The sequence below is a fragment of the Streptomyces agglomeratus genome (genome assembly GCF_001746415.1).
Classification (GTDB): Bacteria; Actinomycetota; Actinomycetes; order Streptomycetales; family Streptomycetaceae; genus Streptomyces; species Streptomyces agglomeratus.
Map to the genome: position 1 here is coordinate 992,867 of NZ_MEHJ01000001.1, position 22,194 is coordinate 1,015,060.

The 22,194-nt window shown below is 71.7% G+C and carries 14 protein-coding genes and 2 pseudogenes; 9 read left to right on the forward strand and 7 right to left on the reverse strand.

Features of this window, described 5'->3' with window-relative positions; genetic code table 11:
• Positions 1 to 78: 78 nt before the first annotated feature.
• Positions 79 to 492: a DUF4190 domain-containing protein gene (locus AS594_RS04140; RefSeq protein ID WP_069925708.1), complete on the reverse strand. Its 414-nt coding sequence runs from the start codon at positions 490 to 492 to the stop codon at positions 79 to 81.
• Between the two features lie 506 nt (positions 493 to 998).
• On the opposite strand from AS594_RS04140, the gene AS594_RS04145 reads away from it, so the two are divergent.
• Together AS594_RS04145 and AS594_RS04150 are read left to right on the forward strand one after the other, a co-directional pair.
• The gene (locus tag AS594_RS04145) at positions 999 to 3,098 is read left to right on the forward strand and encodes a SpoIIE family protein phosphatase (RefSeq protein ID WP_069925709.1); all 2,100 of its coding nucleotides are present in this window, start codon (positions 999 to 1,001) and stop codon (positions 3,096 to 3,098) included.
• 189 nt (positions 3,099 to 3,287) lie between these two features.
• Complete coding sequence (locus AS594_RS04150) at positions 3,288 to 3,719, forward strand: VOC family protein (RefSeq protein WP_069925710.1); 432 nt, start codon at positions 3,288 to 3,290, stop codon at positions 3,717 to 3,719.
• Between the two features lie 73 nt (positions 3,720 to 3,792).
• Here AS594_RS04150 and AS594_RS04155 read toward each other — a convergent pair whose 3' ends face one another.
• From AS594_RS04155 to AS594_RS04165, 3 genes are all read right to left on the reverse strand, one after another.
• Positions 3,793 to 4,809, reverse strand: coding sequence for a LacI family DNA-binding transcriptional regulator (locus AS594_RS04155; protein ID WP_107357985.1), 1,017 nt, complete (start codon positions 4,807 to 4,809; stop codon positions 3,793 to 3,795).
• Positions 4,810 to 4,929: 120 nt separating this feature from the next.
• The gene (locus AS594_RS04160) at positions 4,930 to 6,498 is read right to left on the reverse strand and encodes a glycosyl hydrolase 53 family protein (RefSeq protein ID WP_069933480.1); all 1,569 of its coding nucleotides are present in this window, start codon (positions 6,496 to 6,498) and stop codon (positions 4,930 to 4,932) included.
• 142 nt (positions 6,499 to 6,640) lie between these two features.
• Complete coding sequence (locus AS594_RS04165; RefSeq protein WP_069933479.1) at positions 6,641 to 8,662, reverse strand: beta-galactosidase; 2,022 nt, start codon at positions 8,660 to 8,662, stop codon at positions 6,641 to 6,643.
• Positions 8,663 to 8,862: 200 nt separating this feature from the next.
• Between AS594_RS04165 and AS594_RS04170 the strand changes: the two genes are divergently transcribed.
• The 6 genes from AS594_RS04170 (at position 8,863) to AS594_RS04195 (ending at position 15,365) form a co-directional block, all read left to right on the forward strand.
• Complete coding sequence (locus tag AS594_RS04170; protein ID WP_069925714.1) at positions 8,863 to 10,173, forward strand: ABC transporter substrate-binding protein; 1,311 nt, start codon at positions 8,863 to 8,865, stop codon at positions 10,171 to 10,173.
• Positions 10,170 to 11,093 carry a carbohydrate ABC transporter permease gene (locus AS594_RS04175; protein ID WP_069934946.1) on the forward strand — a complete coding sequence of 308 codons (924 nt, stop codon included), beginning with the start codon at positions 10,170 to 10,172 and terminating at the stop codon, positions 11,091 to 11,093. Before AS594_RS04170 ends, AS594_RS04175 begins: the two co-directional genes overlap by 4 nt.
• Positions 11,090 to 12,010 carry a carbohydrate ABC transporter permease gene (locus tag AS594_RS04180; protein WP_069925716.1) on the forward strand — a complete coding sequence of 307 codons (921 nt, stop codon included), beginning with the start codon at positions 11,090 to 11,092 and terminating at the stop codon, positions 12,008 to 12,010. The genes AS594_RS04175 and AS594_RS04180 overlap by 4 nt, the downstream gene beginning before the upstream one ends.
• A 25-nt stretch (positions 12,011 to 12,035) precedes the next feature.
• Positions 12,036 to 13,064 carry a LacI family DNA-binding transcriptional regulator gene (locus AS594_RS04185; protein ID WP_069925717.1) on the forward strand — a complete coding sequence of 343 codons (1,029 nt, stop codon included), beginning with the start codon at positions 12,036 to 12,038 and terminating at the stop codon, positions 13,062 to 13,064.
• Positions 13,065 to 13,246: 182 nt separating this feature from the next.
• Positions 13,247 to 13,720 carry a MarR family winged helix-turn-helix transcriptional regulator gene (locus AS594_RS04190; protein ID WP_069925718.1) on the forward strand — a complete coding sequence of 158 codons (474 nt, stop codon included), beginning with the start codon at positions 13,247 to 13,249 and terminating at the stop codon, positions 13,718 to 13,720.
• A gap of 70 nt (positions 13,721 to 13,790) precedes the next feature.
• Positions 13,791 to 15,365 (forward strand): MFS transporter, encoded by a 1,575-nt coding sequence (locus AS594_RS04195; protein WP_069925719.1) that lies wholly within the window; start codon positions 13,791 to 13,793, stop codon positions 15,363 to 15,365.
• Between the two features lie 25 nt (positions 15,366 to 15,390).
• Here the strand turns inward: AS594_RS04195 and AS594_RS04200 are convergent, their stop codons facing one another.
• Together AS594_RS04200 and AS594_RS04205 are read right to left on the reverse strand one after the other, a co-directional pair.
• A complete protein-coding gene (locus AS594_RS04200) occupies positions 15,391 to 16,080 on the reverse strand; it encodes a hypothetical protein (protein WP_079148294.1) in 690 nt (229 codons plus the stop codon).
• Positions 16,080 to 16,610, reverse strand: coding sequence for a SigE family RNA polymerase sigma factor (locus AS594_RS04205; RefSeq protein ID WP_069925721.1), 531 nt, complete (start codon positions 16,608 to 16,610; stop codon positions 16,080 to 16,082). Before AS594_RS04205 ends, AS594_RS04200 begins: the two co-directional genes overlap by 1 nt.
• 220 nt (positions 16,611 to 16,830) lie before the next feature.
• Between AS594_RS04205 and yicI the strand changes: the two are divergent.
• Positions 16,831 to 19,097 (forward strand): annotated as a pseudogene (gene yicI, locus AS594_RS04210) (alpha-xylosidase).
• A gap of 177 nt (positions 19,098 to 19,274) precedes the next feature.
• Here yicI and AS594_RS04215 read toward each other — a convergent pair.
• Positions 19,275 to 22,110, reverse strand: a pseudogene (locus AS594_RS04215) (glycoside hydrolase family 3 C-terminal domain-containing protein).
• Positions 22,111 to 22,194 lie beyond the last annotated feature (84 nt).

Consider the following 22,194-nt stretch of genomic DNA (forward strand, 5'->3'; position numbering starts at 1 on the left):
AGCGCGCTCCCATTCCGGGGCGCGAAGCCGCCGTATCGTCTCCCGCGGACGCGGTGCGGTCCTGTGGACGCCGACCGCTCAGTTGTCGACTTCCTGGTTGAAGTCGTTCTCGCACGCCTCACGTTCGCTCTGCGTCTCGGCCTGCTTGACGCAGTCGTCGAAGTTCTTGAACTCCTCGGAGTTGAGGATCGACGCGCCGATCGCGATGATCACGACGGACGCGATCAGTCCCAGTGCGCCGAGCACCGCACCGATGATCGACATCATGCCGTGGGGTGCCCGGCCCCCACGTGCCTTGCGTGCGCCGATGATCCCGAAAATCACTGCCAGCAGGCCCAGCACGATCCCGCCGAAGACGGTCCAGAAGAGGAGGATCGCAGCGACGCCGAGCACCAGCGCGGCGACCGCCAGGCCGTTGCTCCGCTTCACGGCCGGGTCCGGGGAAGTCTGCCCGTAGTCGTTCGGCGTCTGGGGGTGGTTGGAGAAGGACACGCCATCACACTCATCTCTGCTTCCATGCCTACGAGTTGCCGTACGTGCCCCTAGTGCCCCGGCGCCGACAACGAATGCGCCCCCTGGATACCGCCTCGGTCGTCGTACGGCACGAGACCACCGGGCAGCCGGGCAAGCCGGGCAGGCGGGCAGGCGGGCAGGCGAGCCGGTCCCCGTACCGGGGCCTCACCCGGTGATCATCGGGGCGGTGGAGTCCGGTGGTCCGGGCGTCCGGCCGCCAGGTGGACTCCGGCGGCCAGGTGGACTCCGGCCGCCCGGTCGCCTCCGCCGACCCGGTCGCCCCCGGCCTCCGCGCAGTGCCGAAGAGCGGTCCCGGACCGGCAGGGCGAGGATGGGTATGTGGAGTGCCTCGCGCCGGGCCGGCGCCGGGGCAGTCCGCCGCCGGTGCCCCGGGGGCGTGGGCGCGCCGCCCGGTGCGGTAGGCCTGAGCCCGGGTCCGGGCCGAAACGCGTACTCCCGGCCGTTCGAGAGGGGGCGGGTCGCGGATGGATGAGCAGACGCCGATCGGGGAGCTGATCAGCGGGGCGGCCCAGGACGCCGGAGGGTGGCTGGGTGCCCTGGAGGTCGCACAGGTGGCCACCAGCCCCGATGGGACGATCGTGCGGTGGAACCACGTCGCGCAGCAACTCCTCGGTTACACCCCGCCCGAGGTCATGGGACGGCACATCGCCGACCTTCTGCACCCCGGGGCCGACCGCAGCCTCGGCCGGTCGCTGTGGGAGACGGCCGCCACCGGCCGGGGCGTGATGGGCACGGTGACCGCCTGGCACCGCGAGGGGCACCCGCTGGAGCTGGAGATCTGGGCCTGCCCGGTGCACAGTGGGCGGCTCGGGGCCTCGTCGGTGCTGGTCTTCGCCGCCGATGCCCATGCGGCGCGCCGTATCCGAGGGTCGTCGGCGGTGTGGGACGGGCTGTTCTCCCGCTCACCGGTCGGTATCGCCGTACTCGACACGCATCTGCGGTTCTTGCAGGTCAACCCCGCTCTGGAAGCCATGAACGGGCTCCCCGAGTCGGCGCACGTGGGCCGTCGCCTCGCCGAGCTGCTGCCCGAGGTGAACGCGGGTGAGATGGAGGAGGCGATGCGGCAGGTGCTGAGCACCGGGGAGCCGGTCCTCGACCGCCGCCGCGTCGGGCGAACGCCCGCCGATCCGGAGCACGACCGGGTGTGGTCGTGCTCGTACGTACGGGTGGAGGACCCCGGCGGCCGGCCCATCGGTGTGATCGCCTCACTGCTCGACATCACCGAGCAGCAGCGGGCCCACACCGAGGCCGAGGCGGGCCGGCGCAGGCTCGCGCTGCTGAGTGAGGCCAGCGTCCGCATGGGGGCCAGCCTGGAGCTGGAGCGCACCGCCCAGGAGCTGGCCGACCTCGCCGCCCCGGACCTCGCCGACGCCGTCACCGTCGACATCCTGGACACCCTCGCCCGGGGCGACGAGCCGGGCATGGGCCTGGGCGGCGGCGTCGCGCTGCGGCGCCTGGGCAAGGCTCCGCTGACCGGCTCGGACATCACCGACATCCTCGCCCCGCTCGGCAGGACCCTCGCCTTCCCGGCGGCGGCCCCGTACACCCAGGCGCTCGCCGCCCGCCAGCCGTTCCTGATCGCCCGCCTCGACGAGCGGGCCATCGCCCCCGCGGCCCGCCACTCCACCGCACCGGCCCAACTGCTCAGGGCGGGCGTGCACTCGTTCATGATGGTTCCACTGGTGGCCCGCGACCTGGTGCTCGGCGTCGCCACCTTCTACCGCACCGGGTCCGCCGGCCCCTTCGGGTCCGACGACGTCACCCTCGCCGGGGAGCTCGCCGCCCGGGCCGCCGTCAGCATCGACAACGCGCGTCTCTACCACCGTGAACACGAGACCGCGGTCGTCCTCCAGCGCAGCATGCTGCCGCAGCACATCACCCCGCCGCCCGGCGTCGAAGTGGCCCACCGCTACCTGCCCGCCAGCGACGTGAACGAGGTGGGCGGCGACTGGTACGACGTGCTGCACCTCCCCGACGGCAAGGCGGCCCTCCTCATCGGCGACGTCATGGGGCACGGCATCGCGGCGGCCGCCGTCATGGGCCGGCTCTCCGCCACCGTCCGGGCCCTCGCCCGGCTCGACATGCCTCCGACAGACCTGCTGCACCACCTGGAGGCCACGCTCGCCGACCTCGCAGAGCCGATGCTCGCCACCTTCCTGTACGCGGTCTGCGACCCCGCCACGGGGCGTTGCACCATCACCCGCGCCGGACACCCGCCGCCCGCCGCGGCGGCGCCCGACGGCACCGTCCGCCTGCTCAAGACCCCGCCCGGCGCCCCGCTGGGGGTCGGCGGCATCGACTTCACCACGACCGACGTCGTCCTGCCCCGGGGCAGCGTCCTCGTGCTCTACACCGACGGCCTGATCGAGGCCCGCGGCAGCGACATAGACCAACGCCTCACCGACCTCACCCGGCTGCTCACCGAACCGCAGCGACCGCTCGACCACCTGTGCGACTCGCTGATCACCCGCCTAGTCCCGGCGTCCGCCGACGACGACATCGCCCTGCTGACCGCCCGCATCGGCACGACTCTCCGGCCGTATCCGGCCGACGGCCACAGCTGACGGGTCGGCGGGCCGGGCAGGCGTGCGCACAGCCCGGTGCCGACCCGATGGGCGGGTCGGCGTGCGTGGCGGCTTCCTCATGGGCGACGGTGGGCACTTCCTGGTGTCCGCCGTCGCCCCGCTCGGTCGTCGGCTACGCCGGGCGCGCTCCGTCCGGCAGCACCCACTGGCGTTTCTGAGGAGACTTCCATGAACTGGACGCTCGAAGTGATCCCGGTCCCCGTCACCGACATGGACCGGGCCAAGGAGTTCTACGCCGACAAGGTCGGCTTCAAGGTGGACCTCGACGACGAGGTCGCCCCCGGTATGCGCATCATCCAGCTGACACCGCCCGGCTCCCGGTGTTCGATCGCGATGCTCCACGGGATGCCCACGGCTCCCGGTATGAAGACGATGGAACCCGGGACGCTCCAGGGACTCCAGGTCTGTGTGACGGACATCGAGGCGGCCCGTGAGGAGTTGCTCGGCCGGGGCGTGGACGTCTCCCCGGTCCGCCACGTCGGTGCGACGGGCTGGGAGGACGGCAAGGGCGACACCTGGAACTCGTTCATGTCCTTCGAGGACCCGGACGGCAACGGCTGGGTGGTCCAGGAGGCACCGTCGGAGCTGTCGGCTCGCTGAGCGGCGGCAAGGGGCGCGACGGCCGTGCCGGGCCCCGGTCGGGCCCGGCCGGTCCCGGCCGGTCCCGGCCCGGTCAGAGGCTGGAGCGGCGTACCACCAGCTCGGGCTGGAGGACCACGCGTTCGTGCGTGTGGCCGCCGGCGCCGGCCGCCGCGTCGACCTCGGTCAGCAGCAACTGTGCGGCGGTTTCGCCCATGCGGCGCGCGGGCTGCCGTACGGAGGTGAGGGGGACGGCGGCGGCCGCGGCGAACTCGATGTCGTCGTACCCCACGAGCGCCATGTCGTCCGGCACCGAGACCCCGGCGGCGTACAGGGCCTGGAGGACTCCGAGGGCGAGGAGGTCGTTGGCGCAGAAGACGGCGGTGGGGCGCGGAGACATCCCCAGGAGCCTGGCGCCGGCGTCCCGTCCCGCCGCCACGTCGAGCAGTTCGCCCTCGATGTGGCGCAGCGCCCCGCTGTCGTGGCCGGCCGCGCGCAGCGCACCGAGCGCTCCAGTGTGCCGGTCGCGGCACTGGGTGAGGCGCATGGAACCGCTGACGTAGACCAGCGACGTGTGGCCGCGCTCCAGCAGGTGGCGGACGGCCAGCTCGCCGCCCACCACGTCGTCCACGCCGACGGAACAGCCCTCCGTGCTCGGCACCACCCGGTCCACGGACACGAAGGGGATGCCGTGCCGGGCGAAGTCGGCGAGTGTGCCTCCCGTCTCGTCGGCGGGGGTGACGAGCACGCCGCGCACCTGCTGCTCGGCGAAGACGGAAAGGTAGCGGGCTTCCTTCGCGGGGCTCTGGGCGCTGTTGCACAGCATGACGCCGAGACCGGCGGCCTCGGCGGCGGTCTCGGCGCCCGCCGCCATGTCGACGAAGAACGGGTTGGCCATGTCGAGGACCAGCAGCCCGAGGATCCTGCTGCTGCCCGATCTCAGCTGACGGGCCGACTCGCTGCGTACGTAGCCCAGGTCCCTGATGACGGCGCGGACCCGCTCCAGCGTCTCCCGTTTGACGGTCCCCGGGTTGTTGAGGACGTTGGAGACCGTGCCGACGGAGACGCCGGCCTCGCGCGCCACGTCCTTGATACCGACCATGTTCCCCACTCTCCCGGCCTGCGGTGGAATCTTACGCAGGCGGGCGAAGCCGCTTCCGGGGAACAGGTCCGCCGCACCGCCCGGAAGCCGCTTCCGGGCGGTGCGGCGGACCGTTCGGTCCGGCGGGGTTCAGCGGTGGCCGAACCAGTTCGCCGCGGGCAGCAGCCTGTCGTCGTAGCCGAACAGCGCCTGGTTCTCCCAGCCGTTGCCGGAGGACGGGTCGGCCGGGTCCCAGCCGTTGCCCGGGACGGCGGTCCAGGTGGGCTCCCAGTAGACGACGCCCAGGCCCCGGCCGTTCGGCACGGCCTCGACGACGTTCATGACGTCGCGCAGCCACGCCGCCTGCCCGGCCGGACTCGCCGGATAGCCGGAGATCAGCTCACCTGTGGTGTCGATGATGTTCTCGTGGCTGTCGTCGCTGTCCAGCCGGAAGGCGTACGCCGTCTCCGCGACCATGACGGGCTTGCCGTAGCGGGCGGAGATGTCGTCGAGGTTGGCCTGGAGGCCGGACAGCGGCCCGTGCCAGTACCCGTAGAAGGACAGGGCGATGACGTCGAAGTTCACGCCCTGCGCCGTGGCGTTGTCGAACCACCAGCGGTAGAGGCTGTTGTCACCGCCGTGGGCCAGGTGGAGGGCGGTCTGCGTCGAGGACGAGACCGCCTTCGCCGCTGAGATCCCCGACTTGAGAAGCCCCGCCGTCCGGCTCCAGTCGTCCGTCGAGCCCTCGGGCCAGAGAAGTCCGGTGTTGATCTCGTTGCCGATCTGCACCATGTCGGCGGTGGTGCCCTGGGCCTTCAGGGCGGACAGCACGTCGTACGTGTGGTCGTAGACGTCCGTGGTGAGCCGGCTGTACGAGTGCGAGGCCCAGGCCGCCGGCTTGGTCTGGGCGCCCGGGTCGGCCCAGGTGTCGGAGTAGTGGAAGTCGACCAGGAGCTTCATGCCCTGGCCCTTGATGCGCTTGGCCGCCTCCAGGACGCGGGCCTTGTTGTTGTAGCCGTCGGCGGGGTTCACCCAGACCTTGAGCCGTCCGTAGTTGGCGCCGGCGGACTTCAGGATCGCGAGCCCGTCGCCCGGGGTGCCGCCGCTGGTCCGGTAGACGCCGCCGAGGTCCTCGCTCTTCCTGAGCGTGGAGACGTCGACGCCCTTGACGGGGAGCCCGGTCGTGCCGGGGGTGAAGGTGAGGTCGTCGACGTTGAGCCAGTTCCCGGCTTTGGCGTCGGAGTTGATGCTGACCGTGCACTGGCCGCCGGTCACCCTGACCGAGGTGACGAGGCGTATCCACTGGCCGTTGGGGGTGGGGGGCAGGTCGGTGCGCTGTTCCGGGCTGCCGCAGTTGCGCAGCGCGAGGTACGCGGAGTTCTGGCCGCCGCTCGACCGCACCCAGGCGCTCAGTCTGTAGTTGCCGTTGGTCAGGCCCGACAGGTACTGGTACGTCTCGGCCTTGTACGCGGTCGAGGACCAGTGGGCGAGGCGGCTGCTGCCGCCGTGTCCGCCGGCTTCGGCGTACGCGGCGGATTCCTGACCGGTGGCGGAGTAGGTGGACCAGCCCGAGGTGCCCGATTCGAAGCCGGGGTTGGTGAGCGTGGACGCGGCGTGTGCCTGCTGCCCGGGCAGCGCGGTGACCAGGAGGGCGCCGAGCACGGGCAGGGCGGCGGCTCTGAGCAGGGTGCGGAAGGTACCTCTCGGTGGTGCGTGCATCGTCGCTGTCCCTTCGACGGTGGAGGGCGTGGGTGGTGCGGTGCGCTCGGGGCGCGGGATGAGGTGCGCGAGGGGCGCGGGGTTGCGGTGCGCCCGGGGGCGGCCGGCGGGTGGACGGCCGCTCCCGGGGGTTCTGTGGGGCTCAGGCGTCGAGCCGTACGACCCTGACGCCGCCCGCGGGCACGGCCAGGTGGCCGCTGACGTGCTCTCCGCCGAGCAGTTCGGTGCCGGGCGTGTCCAGCGGCACCTTGGTGTCGTGCGCGGTGTGGTTGACGGCGAAGAGGTACGCGCCGCTGTCGCCGGACCGGCGTACCACCTCGACGTCGCGGGGCAGTCCGGTACGGGGCGCGATGCCCGCGTCCTCGCCCGCGGCGCCGAGGATCGTGTCCAGCGCGGCGGGGTCCAGCCGGGAGGAGACGTACCAGGCGGTGCCTTCGCCCAGGCGGTGGCGGGTGACGGCGGGGCCGCCGGCGGCCGGTCCGTCGGCGTACGTCCACACGGTCTCGGCGCCGCGCGGCACGACGAACTCGGTCCAGACGTCGGCGGTGAGCGACGCCTCCCCCGGGCCGGCGATCCGTACGGTCTCGCCCTCCCCCAGCGGTGACCACTCCTCGACGGTCAGGCCGAGGGCGTCCCGCAGGGCGCCGGGGTACGGGCCCTCGTGGACGGCGTCGTGCTCGTCGACGATGCCGGAGAAGTAGGAGACGACGAGGGTGCCGCCGTTCTCGACGTACGTCCGCAGGTTGCGTCCCGCCGCCTCGGTGGTGAGGTAGAGCGCCGGTACGACGACCAGCGGGTAGGCCGAGAGGTCGGCTTCGGGGTGGGCGAAGTCGACGGTCAGGTGCCGGTCGTAGAGCGCTTCGTAGAAGCTGTCGGCGCGCTCGCGGGCGTCGTGGTCCTCGCTGGGCCGCCACTCCAGGGCCTGCGCCCACCAGGACTGCCAGTCCCAGAGCATGGCCACGTCCGGGACGGTGCGCGTGCCCCGCAGGGGGGCCAGCGAGCCGATGTCGGCGCCGAGGGCGACCACTTCGCGCCAGACGCGGGAGTCGGTGCCGGCGTGCGGCAGCATCGCCGAGTGGAACTTCTCGGCGCCGCGCCGGGACTGGCGCCACTGGAAGAACAGGGCGCCCTCGGAGCCGCGTGCCACATGGGCGAGGGAGTTGCGGGCCATTTCGCCGGGGCGCTTGGCCGGGTTGCGGGGCTGCCAGCTGACCCCGCTGGTGGAGTGTTCGAGCAGCAGCCAGGGGGCGCCGCCCGCGACGGATCGGGTGAGGTCGGCGGCCATGGCGAGGTTGACGTGCGTCCGCCGGCCGTCGGTGATCAGGTAGTGGTCGTTGGTGACGAGGTCGACCTCGCGGCCCCAGGCCCAGTAGTCGACGGTGTCGCACTGGCTGAGCGCCGTCATGAAGTTGGTGGTGACGGGGACACCGGGTGCGAGGCGGTGCAGGATGTCCCGTTCGCTGACGAAGTTCTCGCGCATGGTCGCGTCGGCGAAGCGGCGGTAGTCGAGCTGCTGGGCCGGGTTGCCGGTGGTGGGAGTCAGCCGCGGCGGGTCGATCTGCTCGTACGAGGCGAAACGCTGGCCCCAGAACGCCGTGCCCCACGCCTCGTTGACCGCCTCCACCGATCCGTGGCGGGCGTCGAGCCAGCGGCGGAAGTGGGCGGCGCAGGTGTCGCAGTAGCAGGCGCTGACCGGGACGCCGTACTCGTTGTGGACGTGCCACATCGCGAGGGCGGGGTGCGTGGCGTAACGGCGGGCGAGCTCGGTGGTGATCCCGGCGGCGGCCTCGCGGTAGGCGGGGCTGCTGTGGCAGATCGCGCCGCGCGAGCCGAACGCGTACCGCACGCCTTCGCGGTTCAGGGGCAGGGCGTCGGGGTGGGCGCGGTAGAACCACGCGGGCGGGGCGACCGTCGGCGTACCGAGGTCGGCGCTGATGCCGTGCTCGTGCAGCAGGTCCAGGAGCCGGTCGAGCCAGCCGAACGTGTAGGCGCCCGGCTCCGGTTCGAGCAGCGCCCAGGAGAAGATGCCGACGCTCACCATGGTGACCCCGGCCTCGCGCATCAGCCGGACGTCCTCCTGCCAGACACTCTCCGGCCACTGCTCGGGGTTGTAGTCCCCGCCGAAGGCGAGCCGGAGCCGGCCCTGGGGAGTGGTCTCCGGCATTGAAAGTCTCCTGAAGTGTGGGGAAGTGGGGCCATAACTGTGAACGTGCACAGACGCCGATCGATACGGCAGTGCAACATAACCGCACAGGAACAACCATTGACAAGTGTCGGGAACGTTTCTCTACTGTGAACGCTCACAGATGCATGGCAGGTCTCCCCGTTGGAGCGGGAGGCCCCTTCGGTCAGAGAGAAGCACCCATGCCCCACACGTCGTACCGCCGCCTCGCGGCCGCCGCCACCTCCGTCGTCATCGCCGCGACCGCGCTCACCGCCTGCGGCTCGTCCGAGGACGGCGACCAGGCCGATTCCGGCCCCGTCTCGCTCACTTACTGGGCCTGGGCGCCCGGTATGGACAAGGTCGCCGGCCTCTGGAACAAGCAGAACCCGGACATCAAGGTCACCGTGCAGAAGCAGGCGTCCGGCGACGACCTGGTCACCAAGATCATCACGGCGTCCAAGGCCCACCAGGCACCCGACCTCGTCCAGGCCGAATACCAGGCGCTGCCGACCCTGGTCAGCAACGACGCCCTCGCCGACATAGCGAAGGATGTCGGTGACGCCGAGAGCCGGTTCGCGCCGGGCGTGTGGGAGCAGACCACGCTGGGCACGGACGCCGTCTACGCGGTGCCCCAGGACTCCGGGCCGATGATGTTCTACTACCGGGCCGACCTGTTCAGGAAGTACGGGCTCGAGGTCCCCGCGACCTGGGACGAGTTCGCGAAGAGTGCCCGCGCGCTGAAGACGAAGGCGCCGGACAAGGCGCTCACCACGTTCTCCTCCAACGACTCCGGCCTCTTCGCCGGGCTCGCCCAGCAGGCCGGCGCCAAGTGGTGGACCGTCGAGGGCGAGAAGTGGAAGGTCGGTATCGACGACGCGGCCACCAGGAAGGTCGCCGGTTTCTGGGGTGGTCTCGTCAAGGAGGGGGCCATCGACAACCAGCCGATGTACACACCGGCCTGGAACAAGGCCCTGAACACCGGCAAGCAGATCGCCTGGGTGAGCGCCGTCTGGGCGCCCGGCACCCTGACCACCGCCGCACCCGACACCAAGGGCAAGTGGGCGATGGCCCCGCTCCCCCAGTGGAAGAAGGGCGAGAACGCCACCGGCAACTGGGGCGGTTCCAGCACCGCCGTCACCACCGACTCCGAGCACCGGGCGGCCGCCGCGAAGTTCGCGACCTGGCTCAACACCGACCCGCAGGCGCTGGCCGCGCTGGTGAAGGAGGGTGGCATCTACCCGGCCGCCACGGCCGCCCAGACCAGCGGCGCGCTCACCGGGGCCCCGGAGTTCTTCGCCGGTCAGCCCGACTTCTACAGCCGGGCCGCCGAGATCGCGAAGACCACCGCTCCAGCCGCCTGGGGCCCGAACGTGAACGTCGCGTACGCCGCCTTCAAGGACCGCTTCGGCAAGGCCACCAAGAACAGGTCGGACTTCGGGCCCGCGCTGACCGGGATGCGGGACGCCACTGTCACGGACCTCGAGAAGCAGGGCTTCGAGGTCGCTCGGTGACCAGCACTGTCCGGAAGTCGTACGGGGTGAAGGCCGCCCCGTACGGCTTCCTCCTCCCCGCCGCCGTTCTCTTCGCCGTGTTCTTCGCCCTGCCGATCGGGTACGCACTGTGGCTCAGCCTCCACAAAGTCGAGGTCAAGGGCCTCGGCCTGGGCAAGGGCGCCCGTGAAGAGGTGTGGGCGGGACTGGAGAACTACACCGCCGCTCTCACCGACGCCGAACTCGGCCACGGCGCCCTGCGCGTCCTCGGTTACGGCGCGATCGTCGTGCCCGTCATGCTCGGCCTGGCGCTGCTGTTCGCACTGCTGCTGGACACCGAGCGGGTACGGGCGCGCCCCTTCTCCCGGCTCGCGATCTTCCTTCCGTACGCCATTCCCGGTGTCGTCGCGGCCCTGCTGTGGGGCTTCCTGTACCTGCCGGACGTCAGCCCCTTCCACTACACGCTCGGGAAGCTGGGGCTGCCGCGGCCCGACCTCTTCGACGGCGGGCCGCTCTTCGCGGCACTGGCGAACATCGCCGTCTGGGGCGGCACCGGCTTCAACATGATCGTGATCTACACCGCGCTGCGGTCCGTCCCGGCCGAGGTCTACGAGGCGGCGAAGCTCGACGGCGCCTCGCCGGTGCAGATCGCGCTGCGCATCAAGATCCCCATGGTGGCGCCCTCGCTCGTGCTGACCTTCTTCTTCTCGGTGATCGCCACCCTCCAGGTCTTCAGCGAGCCGACCACCCTCAAGCCGCTGACCAACGGCATCTCCACCACGTGGAGTCCGCTCATGAAGGTCTACAACGACGCCTTCGTGAACGGGAACGTGTACGCGGCCTCGGCCACCACCGTGGTCCTCGCCGCCGCCACCTTCGCCCTCTCGTTCGGCCTGCTCAGAGCCTCCGGCTCCCGTACGAAGAAAGGAGGGGCCCGATGAGCGCGCTCACCACCCCCGCGGCGGACCGCAAGTCCGCCCCGGCGGCGGGGTCGACTCCCGGCACCTCCCACGGTCCGCCCCGGCGCCCACGCCGGACCGCCCTGCTGCCCACCGCGGTCCTGCTGCTCGGCGCGCTGTACTGCCTGCTGCCGGTCGCCTGGGTACTGATGGCCTCCACCAAGTCCGGCGGGGAGCTGTTCTCCACCTTCACGTTCCTGCCCGGCAGCGGCTTCGCGGACAACGTCGCGGACCTCGACGCGTACCGGGACGGCATCTACTGGCGGTGGATGGCCAACTCCGCGCTGTACGCCGGTCTGGGCGCCCTCCTGTCCACGGTCGTCTCCGCCGTCTCCGGGTACGCACTGGCGGTCTACCGCTTCCGCGGCCGGGAAGCCGTCTTCAACGTGCTGCTCGCGGGCGTGCTCATGCCGCCGGTCATCCTCGCCATTCCGCAGTACCTGCTGATGGCCGAGGCCGACATGGCGGACACCTACCTGTCCGTACTGCTGCCGCTGATCCTCTCCCCGTACGGCGTCTACCTGAGCCGGATCTACGCGGAGGCCGCCGTCCCCACGGAGCTCGTGGAGGCCGGCCGGATGGACGGCGCGGGCGAGTGGCGGATCTTCGTCAGGATCGCCGTGCCGATGATGTCGCCGGGCCTGGTGACGGTCTTCCTCTTCCAGTTCGTGGCGATCTGGAACAACTTCCTGCTGCCGTACATCATGCTCGGCGACGACGCGAAGTTCCCGATGACGGTGGGTCTGTTCACCCTCCTCGCGCAGGGTTCCAACACACCGGCCCTCTATACGCTGGTGATCACCGGCGCGCTGCTGGCGATCGTCCCGCTCATCGCCCTGTTCCTCGTCATCCAGCGGTTCTGGAGCCTCGACCTGCTCTCCGGCGCCGTAAAGTCCTGAGCGCAGGGGAAGAGGGGACAAGAACATGAACCGCGGCCCAGAGGGCAAGCGCCGGCCGGTGACGATCCATGACGTGGCGCGCGAGGCGGGGGTCTCGCGCGGCACCGTCTCGCGCGTCCTCAACGGCGGGCACTACGTCAGCCCGGCGGCGCAGACCGCGGTCAACAACGCGATTCGCAGGACGGGTTACGTCGTCAACCGGCACGCCCGTTCGCTGATCACGGGCAAGTCCGACTCGGTGGCCTTCCTGCTGACCGAGCCGCAGGAGCGCTTCTTCGAAGACCCCAACTTCAATGTGCTGCTGCGCTCCTGCACGCAGGCGCTGGCCGCCCAGGACATCCCGCTGCTGCTGATGATCGCGGGCACCGAGGCCGAACGGCGGCGCAATCTGCGGTACATCGCGGCCGGGCACGTGGACGGAGTGCTGCTGGTCTCCAGCCACCGGGGCGACCCCGTGGTGAGCGACCTGCACGAGGCGGGCGTCCCGGTGGTCGCCTGCGGCAAGCCGCTGGGGCAGAGCGCGAAGGTCAGTTACGTGGCTGCGGACGACCGGGACGGGGCGCGCGAGATGGTGCGCTACCTGTACGCGTCGGGCCGCCGGCGGATCGCCACGGTGACCGGTCCCGCGGACACGCCGGGCGGCGTCGAGCGTCTCGCCGGTTACCGGGAGACGCTCGCCGAACACGGCCTGCCCGTCGACGAGTCGCTGATCGCGGCGGGCGACTACAGCCGGGCGAGCGGCGAGGCGGCGGCCGGACTGCTGCTGGAGCGGGCCCCGGACCTGGACGCGGTGTTCGTGGCGTCGGACCTGATGGCGCAGGGTGTGCTCGACACGCTCGCGCGCGCGGGGCGGCGGGTGCCCGAGGACGTGGCCGTCGGCGGCTTCGACGACTCGCCGGCCGCCCTGTCGACGCGTCCGCCGCTCACCACGATCCGCCAGCCGTGGGACCGGATCAGCACGGAGATGGTACGGATGCTGCTCGCCCGGATCGGGGGTGAGGAACCGGCGGCCGTGATCCTCCCCACCGAGCTGGTGCGCCGGGAATCGGCCTGAGCCCTCCCCCGCCGGGTAACGGGCAGTTGTGCCCGGCGGTCACGCCATGCCGTGGCCGGTCCGGCTGCCCGGAGGGGTGGGGAGACGCAGGGAGCGGCGGGGGGCGGCGGCAGGGGCGGCAGGGGCGGCAGCCGCAAGTACGTATGTTGACATAGGTATGTTGCCATACTTACAGTGGGCGCATGCCCTCCTCCAGCGCGTCCGCACAGGACCCCCGCCGCATCGCCTCCGGGCTCGCGGCCCTCCTGCCCGCGCTGCACCGGGCGCTCGACCGGCGCCTCGTCCCGGACCTTCCCTTCCCCCGGCTGCCCGAAGGCCAGCTGGCGCTGCTGCGGCTGGTCGGGAGGCGCGACGGGATCACCGTGCGTGAGGCCGCCGACGTACTCCTCATGAAGCCGAACAACGTGAGCGCGCTGGTCACCCAGCTGGCCGGACTCGGCCTGCTGGAGCGCCGGCAGGACGCGGCCGACAAGCGGGTGGCGCACCTGCATCTCACGGCGGAGGCGCGGCGCCGCACGGCGGCGGTCGGTGAGCTCATGGACGGGTACCTCATCGAGGCACTGCACGCCCTCACCGACGCGGATCTCGACGCCATCGGGTCCGCCCTGGGCGCCCTCGAAGGACTGGCGCGGCACATTCACCCCGCCGCCGACTGACGGCTCCGAGCGCGGTCTCCCGCGTATCGGCAGCGCACCACCCCTCTCTTTCAGGAAGCAAGGCACTTCCATGCCCTCCACCGTTGTGGATCACTCACCCCTGCCCGCACACTCCCCGCCACCGCCCCCGCGCGGCCGGCGCGGCAATCCCTGGCTGACGCTCGTGGCGGTCGCCTTCGGCCTGTTCATGGTCGGCCTGGACGGCTCCGTCGTCGCGATCGCCAACCCCGAGATCGGCCGGGACCTGAACGCGTCCACGGCCGACCTGCAATGGGTCACCAACTCCTACCTGCTCGCCCTGGCCGCCGCACTGATCCTCGGCGGAAAGCTGGGTGACCGCTTCGGCCGGCGTACGTACTACATGATCGGCGTGGCGGGCTTCACGGTCGCCTCCGTCGCCATCGGGCTCGCGGGCTCGATCGAGGGCGTCATCGCGTTCCGCGCGGTGCAGGGCCTGTTCGGGGCACTGCTGATGCCGAACACGCTCGGGCTGCTGCGCGCGGTGTTCCCGCCCGGGAAGTTCGGGATGGCGGTGGGGATCTGGGCCATGGTGTCCTCGGTCTCCACCGCGCTCGGTCCCATCGTGGGCGGCCTGCTGGTCGAGCACGTCAGTTGGGAGTCCGTTTTCTACATCAACGCTCCGATCGGGATCGTCGCGCTCGTCTTCAGCGCGCTGGTGCTGCCCCAGAGCAGGAACACCACCGGTCACCAGCGCTTCGACGTGCCCGGCGTCGTCCTGCTCGCGGCCGGTCTGCTCGTGGTGGTCTTCGGTGTGGTCAAGGGCGAGACGTGGGGCTGGAGTTCGGGTTCGACGCTGGGCACTCTCACCGTCGGCGTCGTGCTTCTGCTGGTGTTCGGCTGGTACGAGACGCGGGTGCAGCACCCGCTGCTGCCGATGCGGCTGTTCCGCAGCCCCGCGCTGACCATCGGCACGATCATCACGGCGGTCAACTTCTTCGTCCTGCTCGGCGTGATCTTCTTCGTGATGCTGTACTTGCAGAACGTGCGGGGCTTCACTCCCGTCGAAGCAGGTGTGCGCACCCTGCCGCTCAGCCTGGCCTCCGTCGTCGCCTCGCCGCTCGGCGCGAAGCTCACCGAGAAGTTCGGCGCCCGGCTGTCCATGCCGCTCGGCATGGTGCTGCAAGCCGGCGCCGCGTTCGGGATGCTCGCGTGGGGCGTGCACTCCTCGTACGGCGCGATGTGGCCGCCCTTCGTCGCCCTCGGCCTGGGTGTCGGCATGGTGATGGCCGCCTCCTCCGACGCGATCGTGGGCAACTCGCCCGTCAAGGACGCGGGTGTGGCGGGCGGTCTCCAGGCCACGGCGCTTCAGATCGGCGGCGCACTGGGAACCTCCGTCCTGGTGTCCCTGATCAGCAGCCGGGTCGGCTCCACTCTGACCGGCGAACTCACCTCCGCCGGGGTGCCGGCGGCCATGGCCGGGGGCATGAGCGAGGCCAAGGACGCGGTCGCGATGGGGGTTTCGCCGGTCTCCGGTGACATGCCCGCACAACTGAGGGCGGCGGTGGTCGAGGGCAGTGGCCAGGCGTTCATCAACGGCGTGCACACCGCCGCGCTCGTCACCGGTGTGCTGTGCGTGGCCGGTGCCGTCCTGGCCGCGGTCGGCGTACGACGGACGCCGGAGTAGGCGCGGGCTCCGGTCCGGTCGGGGCTCACGGTGTCCCGGGGGCCGGATCGGTGAAGTCGCCGCGCAGCGTGCTTCTTTCACTGGCCGGCCCCGCGGCCGCCGACGCGGTGTACGTGTCGCCGCCCGCGTTCCTGCTGCCCTCCGCGTGGTTGTACTGGGCGGCGAAGACGTGCTGTCCGGCCGGGACCGTGCGCCCCGCCCTGAGTGACCAGCGGAAGACCAGGGCGCCGGCCTCCTCGCGTACGGAGACCGTGAAGTCGCGCTCCGGGAGGGAGCGCCAACTGCCGGTGTCCGTGACACCGCCCGTCTGGGCGACGCGCAGTTCGACCGTGAGCGCGGTGAGCGGTTCACGGGTCTTCAGCGTGATGTTGCTCTGCGCCCAGTAGCGGTTGCTGTGCGGGTCGACCCGGCCGTCGGCCCACAGCTGGACACGCCGGGCGCGGTCCGTGTCCGCCGGGGCCGGTGGCGCGGTGACCTGCGACGGCTTCACGTCCCGCGTCGCGGAGGCCACCGCGTAGCCGCCCGCCACCAGCACCCCGGCCACGGCGGCCGTCGTTCCCGTGACGCGGAGCCAGGCCGCCGGGGACGCGGTGCGCCGGGCGGGCGCACCGGCCGGCGGTGCGGCCATGGCGCGCTCCACCCTGGCCAGCATCCGCGCGCGGTCGGGGCAGTGCGCGTCGGCCGCTTCGCGCAGTCGTCCGCGGAGCTCCTCCATCAGCGCCTGCCTCCCACGAGTTCCGCGGCGATGTCGCCGCCCAGCAGCTTCTCCAGCTGCGCCATGCCCTTCGACGTCTGGCTCTTCACCGTACCGACAGAGATGCCGAGAGCCAGCGCCGTGTCCCGCTCCGACAGGTCGAAGGCGTGGCGCAGCACGACGCAGGCGCGCTTGCGGAAGGGCAGGGTGCGCAGCGCCTGCTGGACGTCGACGACCGCGGGTACGTCGGGGCCGTTCCAGTGCTCGGACCGGTGCGGCCAGAAGAGCGCGACCCGGCGGCGTTCCCGTACGGCGCTGCGTATCCGGCTGCGCGCGAGATGGGCGACGACTCCACGGGCGTACGCCGCGGGGTGTTCGGCGGCCCGTACCCGGTCCCAGCGGTGCCAGATCGCGACGAGCGCGTCGGCGGCCAGGTCGTCGGCGGCGTCGGCGTCGCCGGTCAGGAGGTGGGCGAGGCGGGCAAGTCCGACGTGGTGGCGCTCGAAGAAGTCATGGAACTCCGCGGCGGCGTCCGGCGCGCCCTTGTCCACGATCGGCCTCCCCTTGCCCTGCGTCGACGTCCGTCCCCTGCTCTCCTCGCGGGGCGCGAGCAGAGAAGCGTACCGCCAATTTGTTTGGTCGTCGGCCCAATTGAGGGCCGGGTCCTCTGGCCCCGGGACGTGACGTCACGTAATTTGTTCGGCGCACGACCAAAATGGTGCCGGAGAACGGCAGCCTCCCTGCCGCGCCTGATCCCCGCAAGGAACCCCTGTGAAGTTCACCGACGGCTTCTGGCTCATGCGCGAAGGTGTGCACGCGTCGTACGCCACCGAAGTGCGCGATCTGCACACCAGCTCCGACCACGTCACCGCGTACGCCGCCGTCAGAAACGTGGAACACCGCGGTGCCACCCTCAACAGCCCGCTCATCACGGTCGAGTGCTTCTCACCGGCCGAAGGCGTCATCGGCGTACGCGCCACCCATCACGCCGGGAAGGCCCACCGCGGGCCCGACTTCGAGCTGCCCGGCGCGGACGGCAGCACGGCTGCCACCACCCGGCAGGACGGTACGGTCACCGAGCTGACGAGCGGGCCGCTCACGCTGCGGCTCGACACCGCGCGGCCGTGGGGGCCGGTGTTCCTCGACGCGCAGGGGCGCCGGCTCACCGCCGTCGAGAGCAAGGGCACCGCGTTCGCGACGACACCCGACGGGGGGCACCACATGGTCGCCCAGCTCGCCCTGGGCGTGGGCGAGAACATCTACGGACTCGGGGAGCGTTTCACTCCGTACCTCAGGAACGGCCAGAGCCTCGACATCTGGCAGGCCGACGGAGGTACGAGCAGTGAGCAGGCGTACAAGAACATCCCGTTCTACCTCTCCTCGCGCGGCTACGGCGTCTTCGTCAATCACCCCGGCAAGGTCTCCTTCGAAGTCGGCTCCGAGTCGGTCGGGCAGGTGCAGTTCAGCGTCGAGGACCACTCGCTGGAGTACTACGTCGTCGCGGGTCCCACACCGAAGGACGTCCTCACCCGCTACACCGCCCTCACCGGCCGGCCCGCGCTGCCGCCCGCCTGGTCGTTCGGGCTGTGGCTCACCACTTCCTTCTGCACGGCGTACGACGAGGACACCGTCACGTCCTTCGTCGACGGCATGGCGGAGCGGCGCATCCCGCTGTCGGTGTTCCACTTCGACTGCTTCTGGATGCGCGAGTACCAGTGGTCGGACTTCCGCTGGGACCCGGAGGTCTTCCCCGACCCGGACGGCATGCTGGCCAGGCTCAAGGAACGCGGCCTGCGGATCAGCATGTGGATCAACCCGTACATCGCGCAGAAGTCCGCGCTGTTCGCGGAGGGCGCGGAGGCCGGCCATCTGGTGCGCCGGGCCAACGGCGACATCTGGCAGTGGGACCTGTGGCAACCGGGCATGGCGCTGGTGGACTTCACGAGTCCGGCCGCCCGCGAATGGTTCGCGGGCAAGTTGCGGACCCTGCTCGACCAGGGTGTCGACTGCTTCAAGACGGACTTCGGCGAGCGCGTGCCGACGGACGTGGTGTGGCACGACGGCTCCGACCCGCAGCGGATGCACAACTACTACACGCACCTGTACAACCGGACGGTCTTCGAGCTGCTGGAGAAGGAACGCGGCGGCGGCGAGGCGGTGCTGTTCGCGCGCTCGGCGACGGCGGGCGGCCAGCAGTTCCCGGTGCACTGGGGCGGCGACTGCTTCGCCTCCTTCAACGCGATGGCCGAGTCGCTGCGCGGCGGTCTGTCGCTGAGTCTGTCGGGGTTCGGCTTCTGGAGCCATGACATCGGCGGCTTCGAGGGGACGCCGGACCCCGATGTCTTCAAGCGCTGGCTCGCGTTCGGGCTGCTGTCGTCGCACAGCAGGCTGCACGGCAATGTCTCGTACCGCGTGCCGTGGGAGTTCGGCGAAGAAGCGGTGGACGTGGCGCGGCGGTTCACGCTGCTCAAGCACCGGCTGATGCCGTACCTGTACGGCGCCGCTGTCGAGGCGCACCGCACGGGTGTGCCGGTGATGCGGCCGATGCTGCTGGAGTTCCCGGACGACCCGGCGTGCCGGCCGCTGGACCGGCAGTACATGCTCGGTCCGGATCTGCTGGTCGCGCCGGTGTTCAGTACGGACGGATCGGTCGAGTACTACGTGCCTGCCGGTACGTGGACGCGTCTGCTGACCGGCGAGACGGTGACGGGGCCGGGGTGGCGGCAGGAGACGCACGGCTTCGACAGCCTGCCGCTGCTCGTGCGGCCGGGGGCGGTGCTGCCGCTGGGCGCGGACGACCAGCGGCCGGACGGTGAGTGGCTGGAAGGACTGACGCTGCGGCTGTACGCGCCGCCCGCCGCACTGGAGCGCGCGGTGACGGTGCCGGACCGGACGGGCGCGGACGCGGCGGTGTTCCGGGTCGTGCGGTCCGGGACACCGTGCGGGTCACGGCGGAGGGCTCGGAGCGGCCGTTCCGGGTGGAGTGGGGCGCGGCCTGCGCCGAGGGCGCGGGGGAAGTGGTGATCAGGACGGAGTGACGTTGGCGGGGGTGTGGGGGTACGTGCGTCTGCGGCGTCCCCTCGGCCCGCCCTTCCCGTGCCGGGGGCAGGTCCCCGGGCTCCCGGGTGCCTCCGGGCGTGTCCTCGAACGCCGTACGGGCTGGATCTGGCTGAGCGCGGCTCGAAGCGGGCCGCGCTCAGCAGCGATCTCGGGCGTCAGGCGGTGAAGGTCAGCCCGGCCAGGCGGACCGGGCCGCGCAGGTGCGCCCGGAGCTCCTGGACGCCGGACACCGCGATCGCGGCGCGCAGTTCCTCGTACATGTACGGACCGCCCGTCGCGGGGACCGCGACCGCCGCCAGGACCGTGCCGTCCGCCAGGGCCAGGCTGACAGTGCCGGGCGCCGTGGCCGAGACCGTGACCGCGACCTCCGCCGCTCCGCCCCCGAAGTCGCAGTCCAGGAAGGCGAGTTCGCCCGACTCGGCGCCCGCCACCGGGGCCACCGCGTCGCCCGCGGCCTTCGACCGGTCCACGATCCGCGTGCCGCGCTGCTCGTCGTAGTCCGCCGCCGCGAGGCCCGCCGTCATGACCGGGCGCGGGGCGGGCGGCTCTCCGCCGAGGTGCACGGCGGCCGTGCCGCGGATGTCGGTACTCGAGGCGCCGGCCAGGAACTCGTAACGGCCGGGAGCGACCGTCCAGCAGCCGTGCGCCACGTCCCAGAAACCGAGCGCGGAGACGGGGACCTCGAATTCCAGCCGCCGCGCCTCTCCGGGCGCGAGGTGGACGCGGCGGTGACCGACGAGCTCGCGCAGCGGGCGCGGAACGCGCGCGTCGAGCGCCCGCACGTACAGCTGCGCGACCTCGTCCGCGGCCACGGCGCCCGTGTTGGTGAGGGTGAGACCGGCTCGTACCGTGCCGCCCTCGACAGCGGCGGACACGTCCGCGTACGCGAAGGAGGAGTACGACAAGCCGTGGCCGAAGGGGAAGAGCGGTGTGCCGTCGTAGTAGAGGTACGTCTGGCGGCTGCCGATGATGTCGTAGTCGAGCAGATCCGGCAGGCAGGAGTCGGCGGCGTACCAGGTCTGCGGCAGCCGGCCGGCCGGGGACACGTCACCGGCCAGCACGCGCGCCAGCGCTGTTCCCGCCGCCTGGCCTCCGTGCGCCGTCCACAGCAGGGCGGGCAGCTCCTCGGCGGCCTCCGGAACGGCGTACGGGTACGACGAGACGTGCACCAGCGCCGTGCGCGGGTTCGCGGCGCGGGCGGCGCGCCACAGCCGGTCCTGGTGGTCCGGCAGGGCGAGCGTCGTGCGGTCCTCGGTTTCGCGGCCGTTGATGTGCGGGTCGTTGCCGACGGCCACGATCACCACGTCGGCGGCCGCCGCCACGCGGGCCGCCTCCTCCTCGCCGCGCTCCACCACGTCGGCCGAGAAGACGTCTCCCTCGGCGGCAACCTTCACGCCACCGGCGGCGACAGAGACGTAGCCACCCGTCGCGATGTGCCTGAGGAGATGCCCGCCGCCATGAGGTTCGAGCCGGAACGTCTCCTGGACGACCCAGCCGCCCGGCTGGTCGGCGGAGGCCCGTACGAAGCCGTCGTCGGCGACCGACAGGTACCGGCCGTCGGGAGCGCGCAGGGTCAGCACCCCGCCGCCCCAGTCGGTCAGGGCGAACCCGGTGCCCTCGGCGTCGGCGGTGAGCGGTGGCAGGTCGGTGCGGCCGGCGAGCAGCGCCGGGTCCAGCGCGCCCCCGGCTCCCCGCACTTCGGTGGGCGCGTCGCCGGCGGGGACGCGCAGCGCGCCCGCCGCGCAGCGCAGCCGTACCCGGTCCGCGCCTTCCGCGTACGTCACCCGGTCCGCGCCGAATCGTTCCCGCAGGCCGTCGAGCGGTGTGGACCTGCGGATCAGTGTGCCGCTGTACCAGTCGAGTTTGCACTCGTCGGCGAGCGGTCCGACGACCGCGATCCGCGGCTCGGCGGCCGGGTCGAGCGGCAGCAGGCCGTCGTTCTTCAGCAGGACCACCGCCTGCTCGGCGGCCTCCAGGGCCAGCCGGCGGTGGGCCGGGGTGTCGAAGTGCGCATCCCGCGCGTGGGGGTCGAGTGCCGGATCGAACTCCCCCAGCATCAGGCGTACGTGAAGCTGCCTGCGTACCGCCCTGTCGATGTCGGACGCGTCGATCAGCCCCTGGTCCAGGGCGGCGCGTACGCGGGCGGTGATCAGCGATCCGTCCGTGCCGTGGTCGGTGAAGCTGTCGACGCCGGCCAGCAGCGCCGCGGCCGTCGCCTCCTCGTGGGTGTCGAAGTAGTGCTCCGAGTCGACGAGGTTGCTGGGGGCGCCCGCGTCCGAGCACACCAGCAGCTCCTGTCCGGTCCAGCAGCGCAGTTCCTCGCGCAGGTACGGCGAGAGGTGGTTCGGCCGTCCGTTGACCAGGTTGTAGGCGGGCATCACACCGGCGACGGCGCCGGCCCGCACGGCTCCGCGGAAGGCGCGCAGGTCGTACTCGCGCAGGACGCGGACGGACGGAGGCCGACGAGGTGTCCCGGTCGGTCTCGTTGTTGTGGGCGAGCCAGTGCTTGAGGACCGGCGCGGTTCGCCAGTAGCGGGGGTGGTCGCCGCGCAGGCCCCGGGTGTACGCGACGGCTGTCGTGGAGGTCAGGAAGGAGTCCTCGGAGTACCCCTCCTCGCCCCGGCCCCACAGGGGGTTGCGGAGCAGGTTCACCGTGGGGGCCCACACGTTGAGGCCGACGCGGTCGTCACGCGCGCGCATGGCGCGCGCTTCGCGGGAGACGGCTTCGCCGACCCGGCGCACCAGGTCCTCGTTCCAGCTCGCGCCGAGCCCGACGGACTGGGGGAAGACGGTGGCGGGGCCCGTCCAGGCCACACCGTGCAGCGCTTCCTGGCCGGTGCGGAAGGCCGGGAGGCCGAGCCGGTCCACGGCAGGCGTGAACTGGTGCAGCATCGCGATCCGTTCATCGAGCGTCAGCCGGCCGAGCAGATCGTCCGCGCGCTCGCCGAAGGGCAAGTGCGGGTCACGGAACGGCGGCTGGTGTGCGGTCACGTCTGCGGTCACGTGCGGTTCCCCTTGACAATGGACGAGGCCGGGCATTCGAAGCGCTTCGATGCTCTTGCCCTCGGAGCTCAA

Coding starts and splice junctions, on each gene's coding strand:
- AS594_RS04150 (WP_069925710.1), top strand. CDS start 3,288: ATGAACTGGACGCTCGAAGTGATCCCGGTCCCCGTCACCGACATGGAC.
- AS594_RS04160 (WP_069933480.1), bottom strand. CDS start 6,498: ATGCACGCACCACCGAGAGGTACCTTCCGCACCCTGCTCAGAGCCGCC.
- AS594_RS04190 (WP_069925718.1), top strand. CDS start 13,247: ATGCCCTCCTCCAGCGCGTCCGCACAGGACCCCCGCCGCATCGCCTCC.
- AS594_RS04180 (WP_069925716.1), top strand. CDS start 11,090: ATGAGCGCGCTCACCACCCCCGCGGCGGACCGCAAGTCCGCCCCGGCG.
- AS594_RS04145 (WP_069925709.1), top strand. CDS start 999: ATGGATGAGCAGACGCCGATCGGGGAGCTGATCAGCGGGGCGGCCCAG.
- AS594_RS04185 (WP_069925717.1), top strand. CDS start 12,036: ATGAACCGCGGCCCAGAGGGCAAGCGCCGGCCGGTGACGATCCATGAC.
- AS594_RS04170 (WP_069925714.1), top strand. CDS start 8,863: ATGCCCCACACGTCGTACCGCCGCCTCGCGGCCGCCGCCACCTCCGTC.
- AS594_RS04165 (WP_069933479.1), bottom strand. CDS start 8,662: ATGCCGGAGACCACTCCCCAGGGCCGGCTCCGGCTCGCCTTCGGCGGG.
- AS594_RS04200 (WP_079148294.1), bottom strand. CDS start 16,080: ATGGAGGAGCTCCGCGGACGACTGCGCGAAGCGGCCGACGCGCACTGC.
- AS594_RS04195 (WP_069925719.1), top strand. CDS start 13,791: ATGCCCTCCACCGTTGTGGATCACTCACCCCTGCCCGCACACTCCCCG.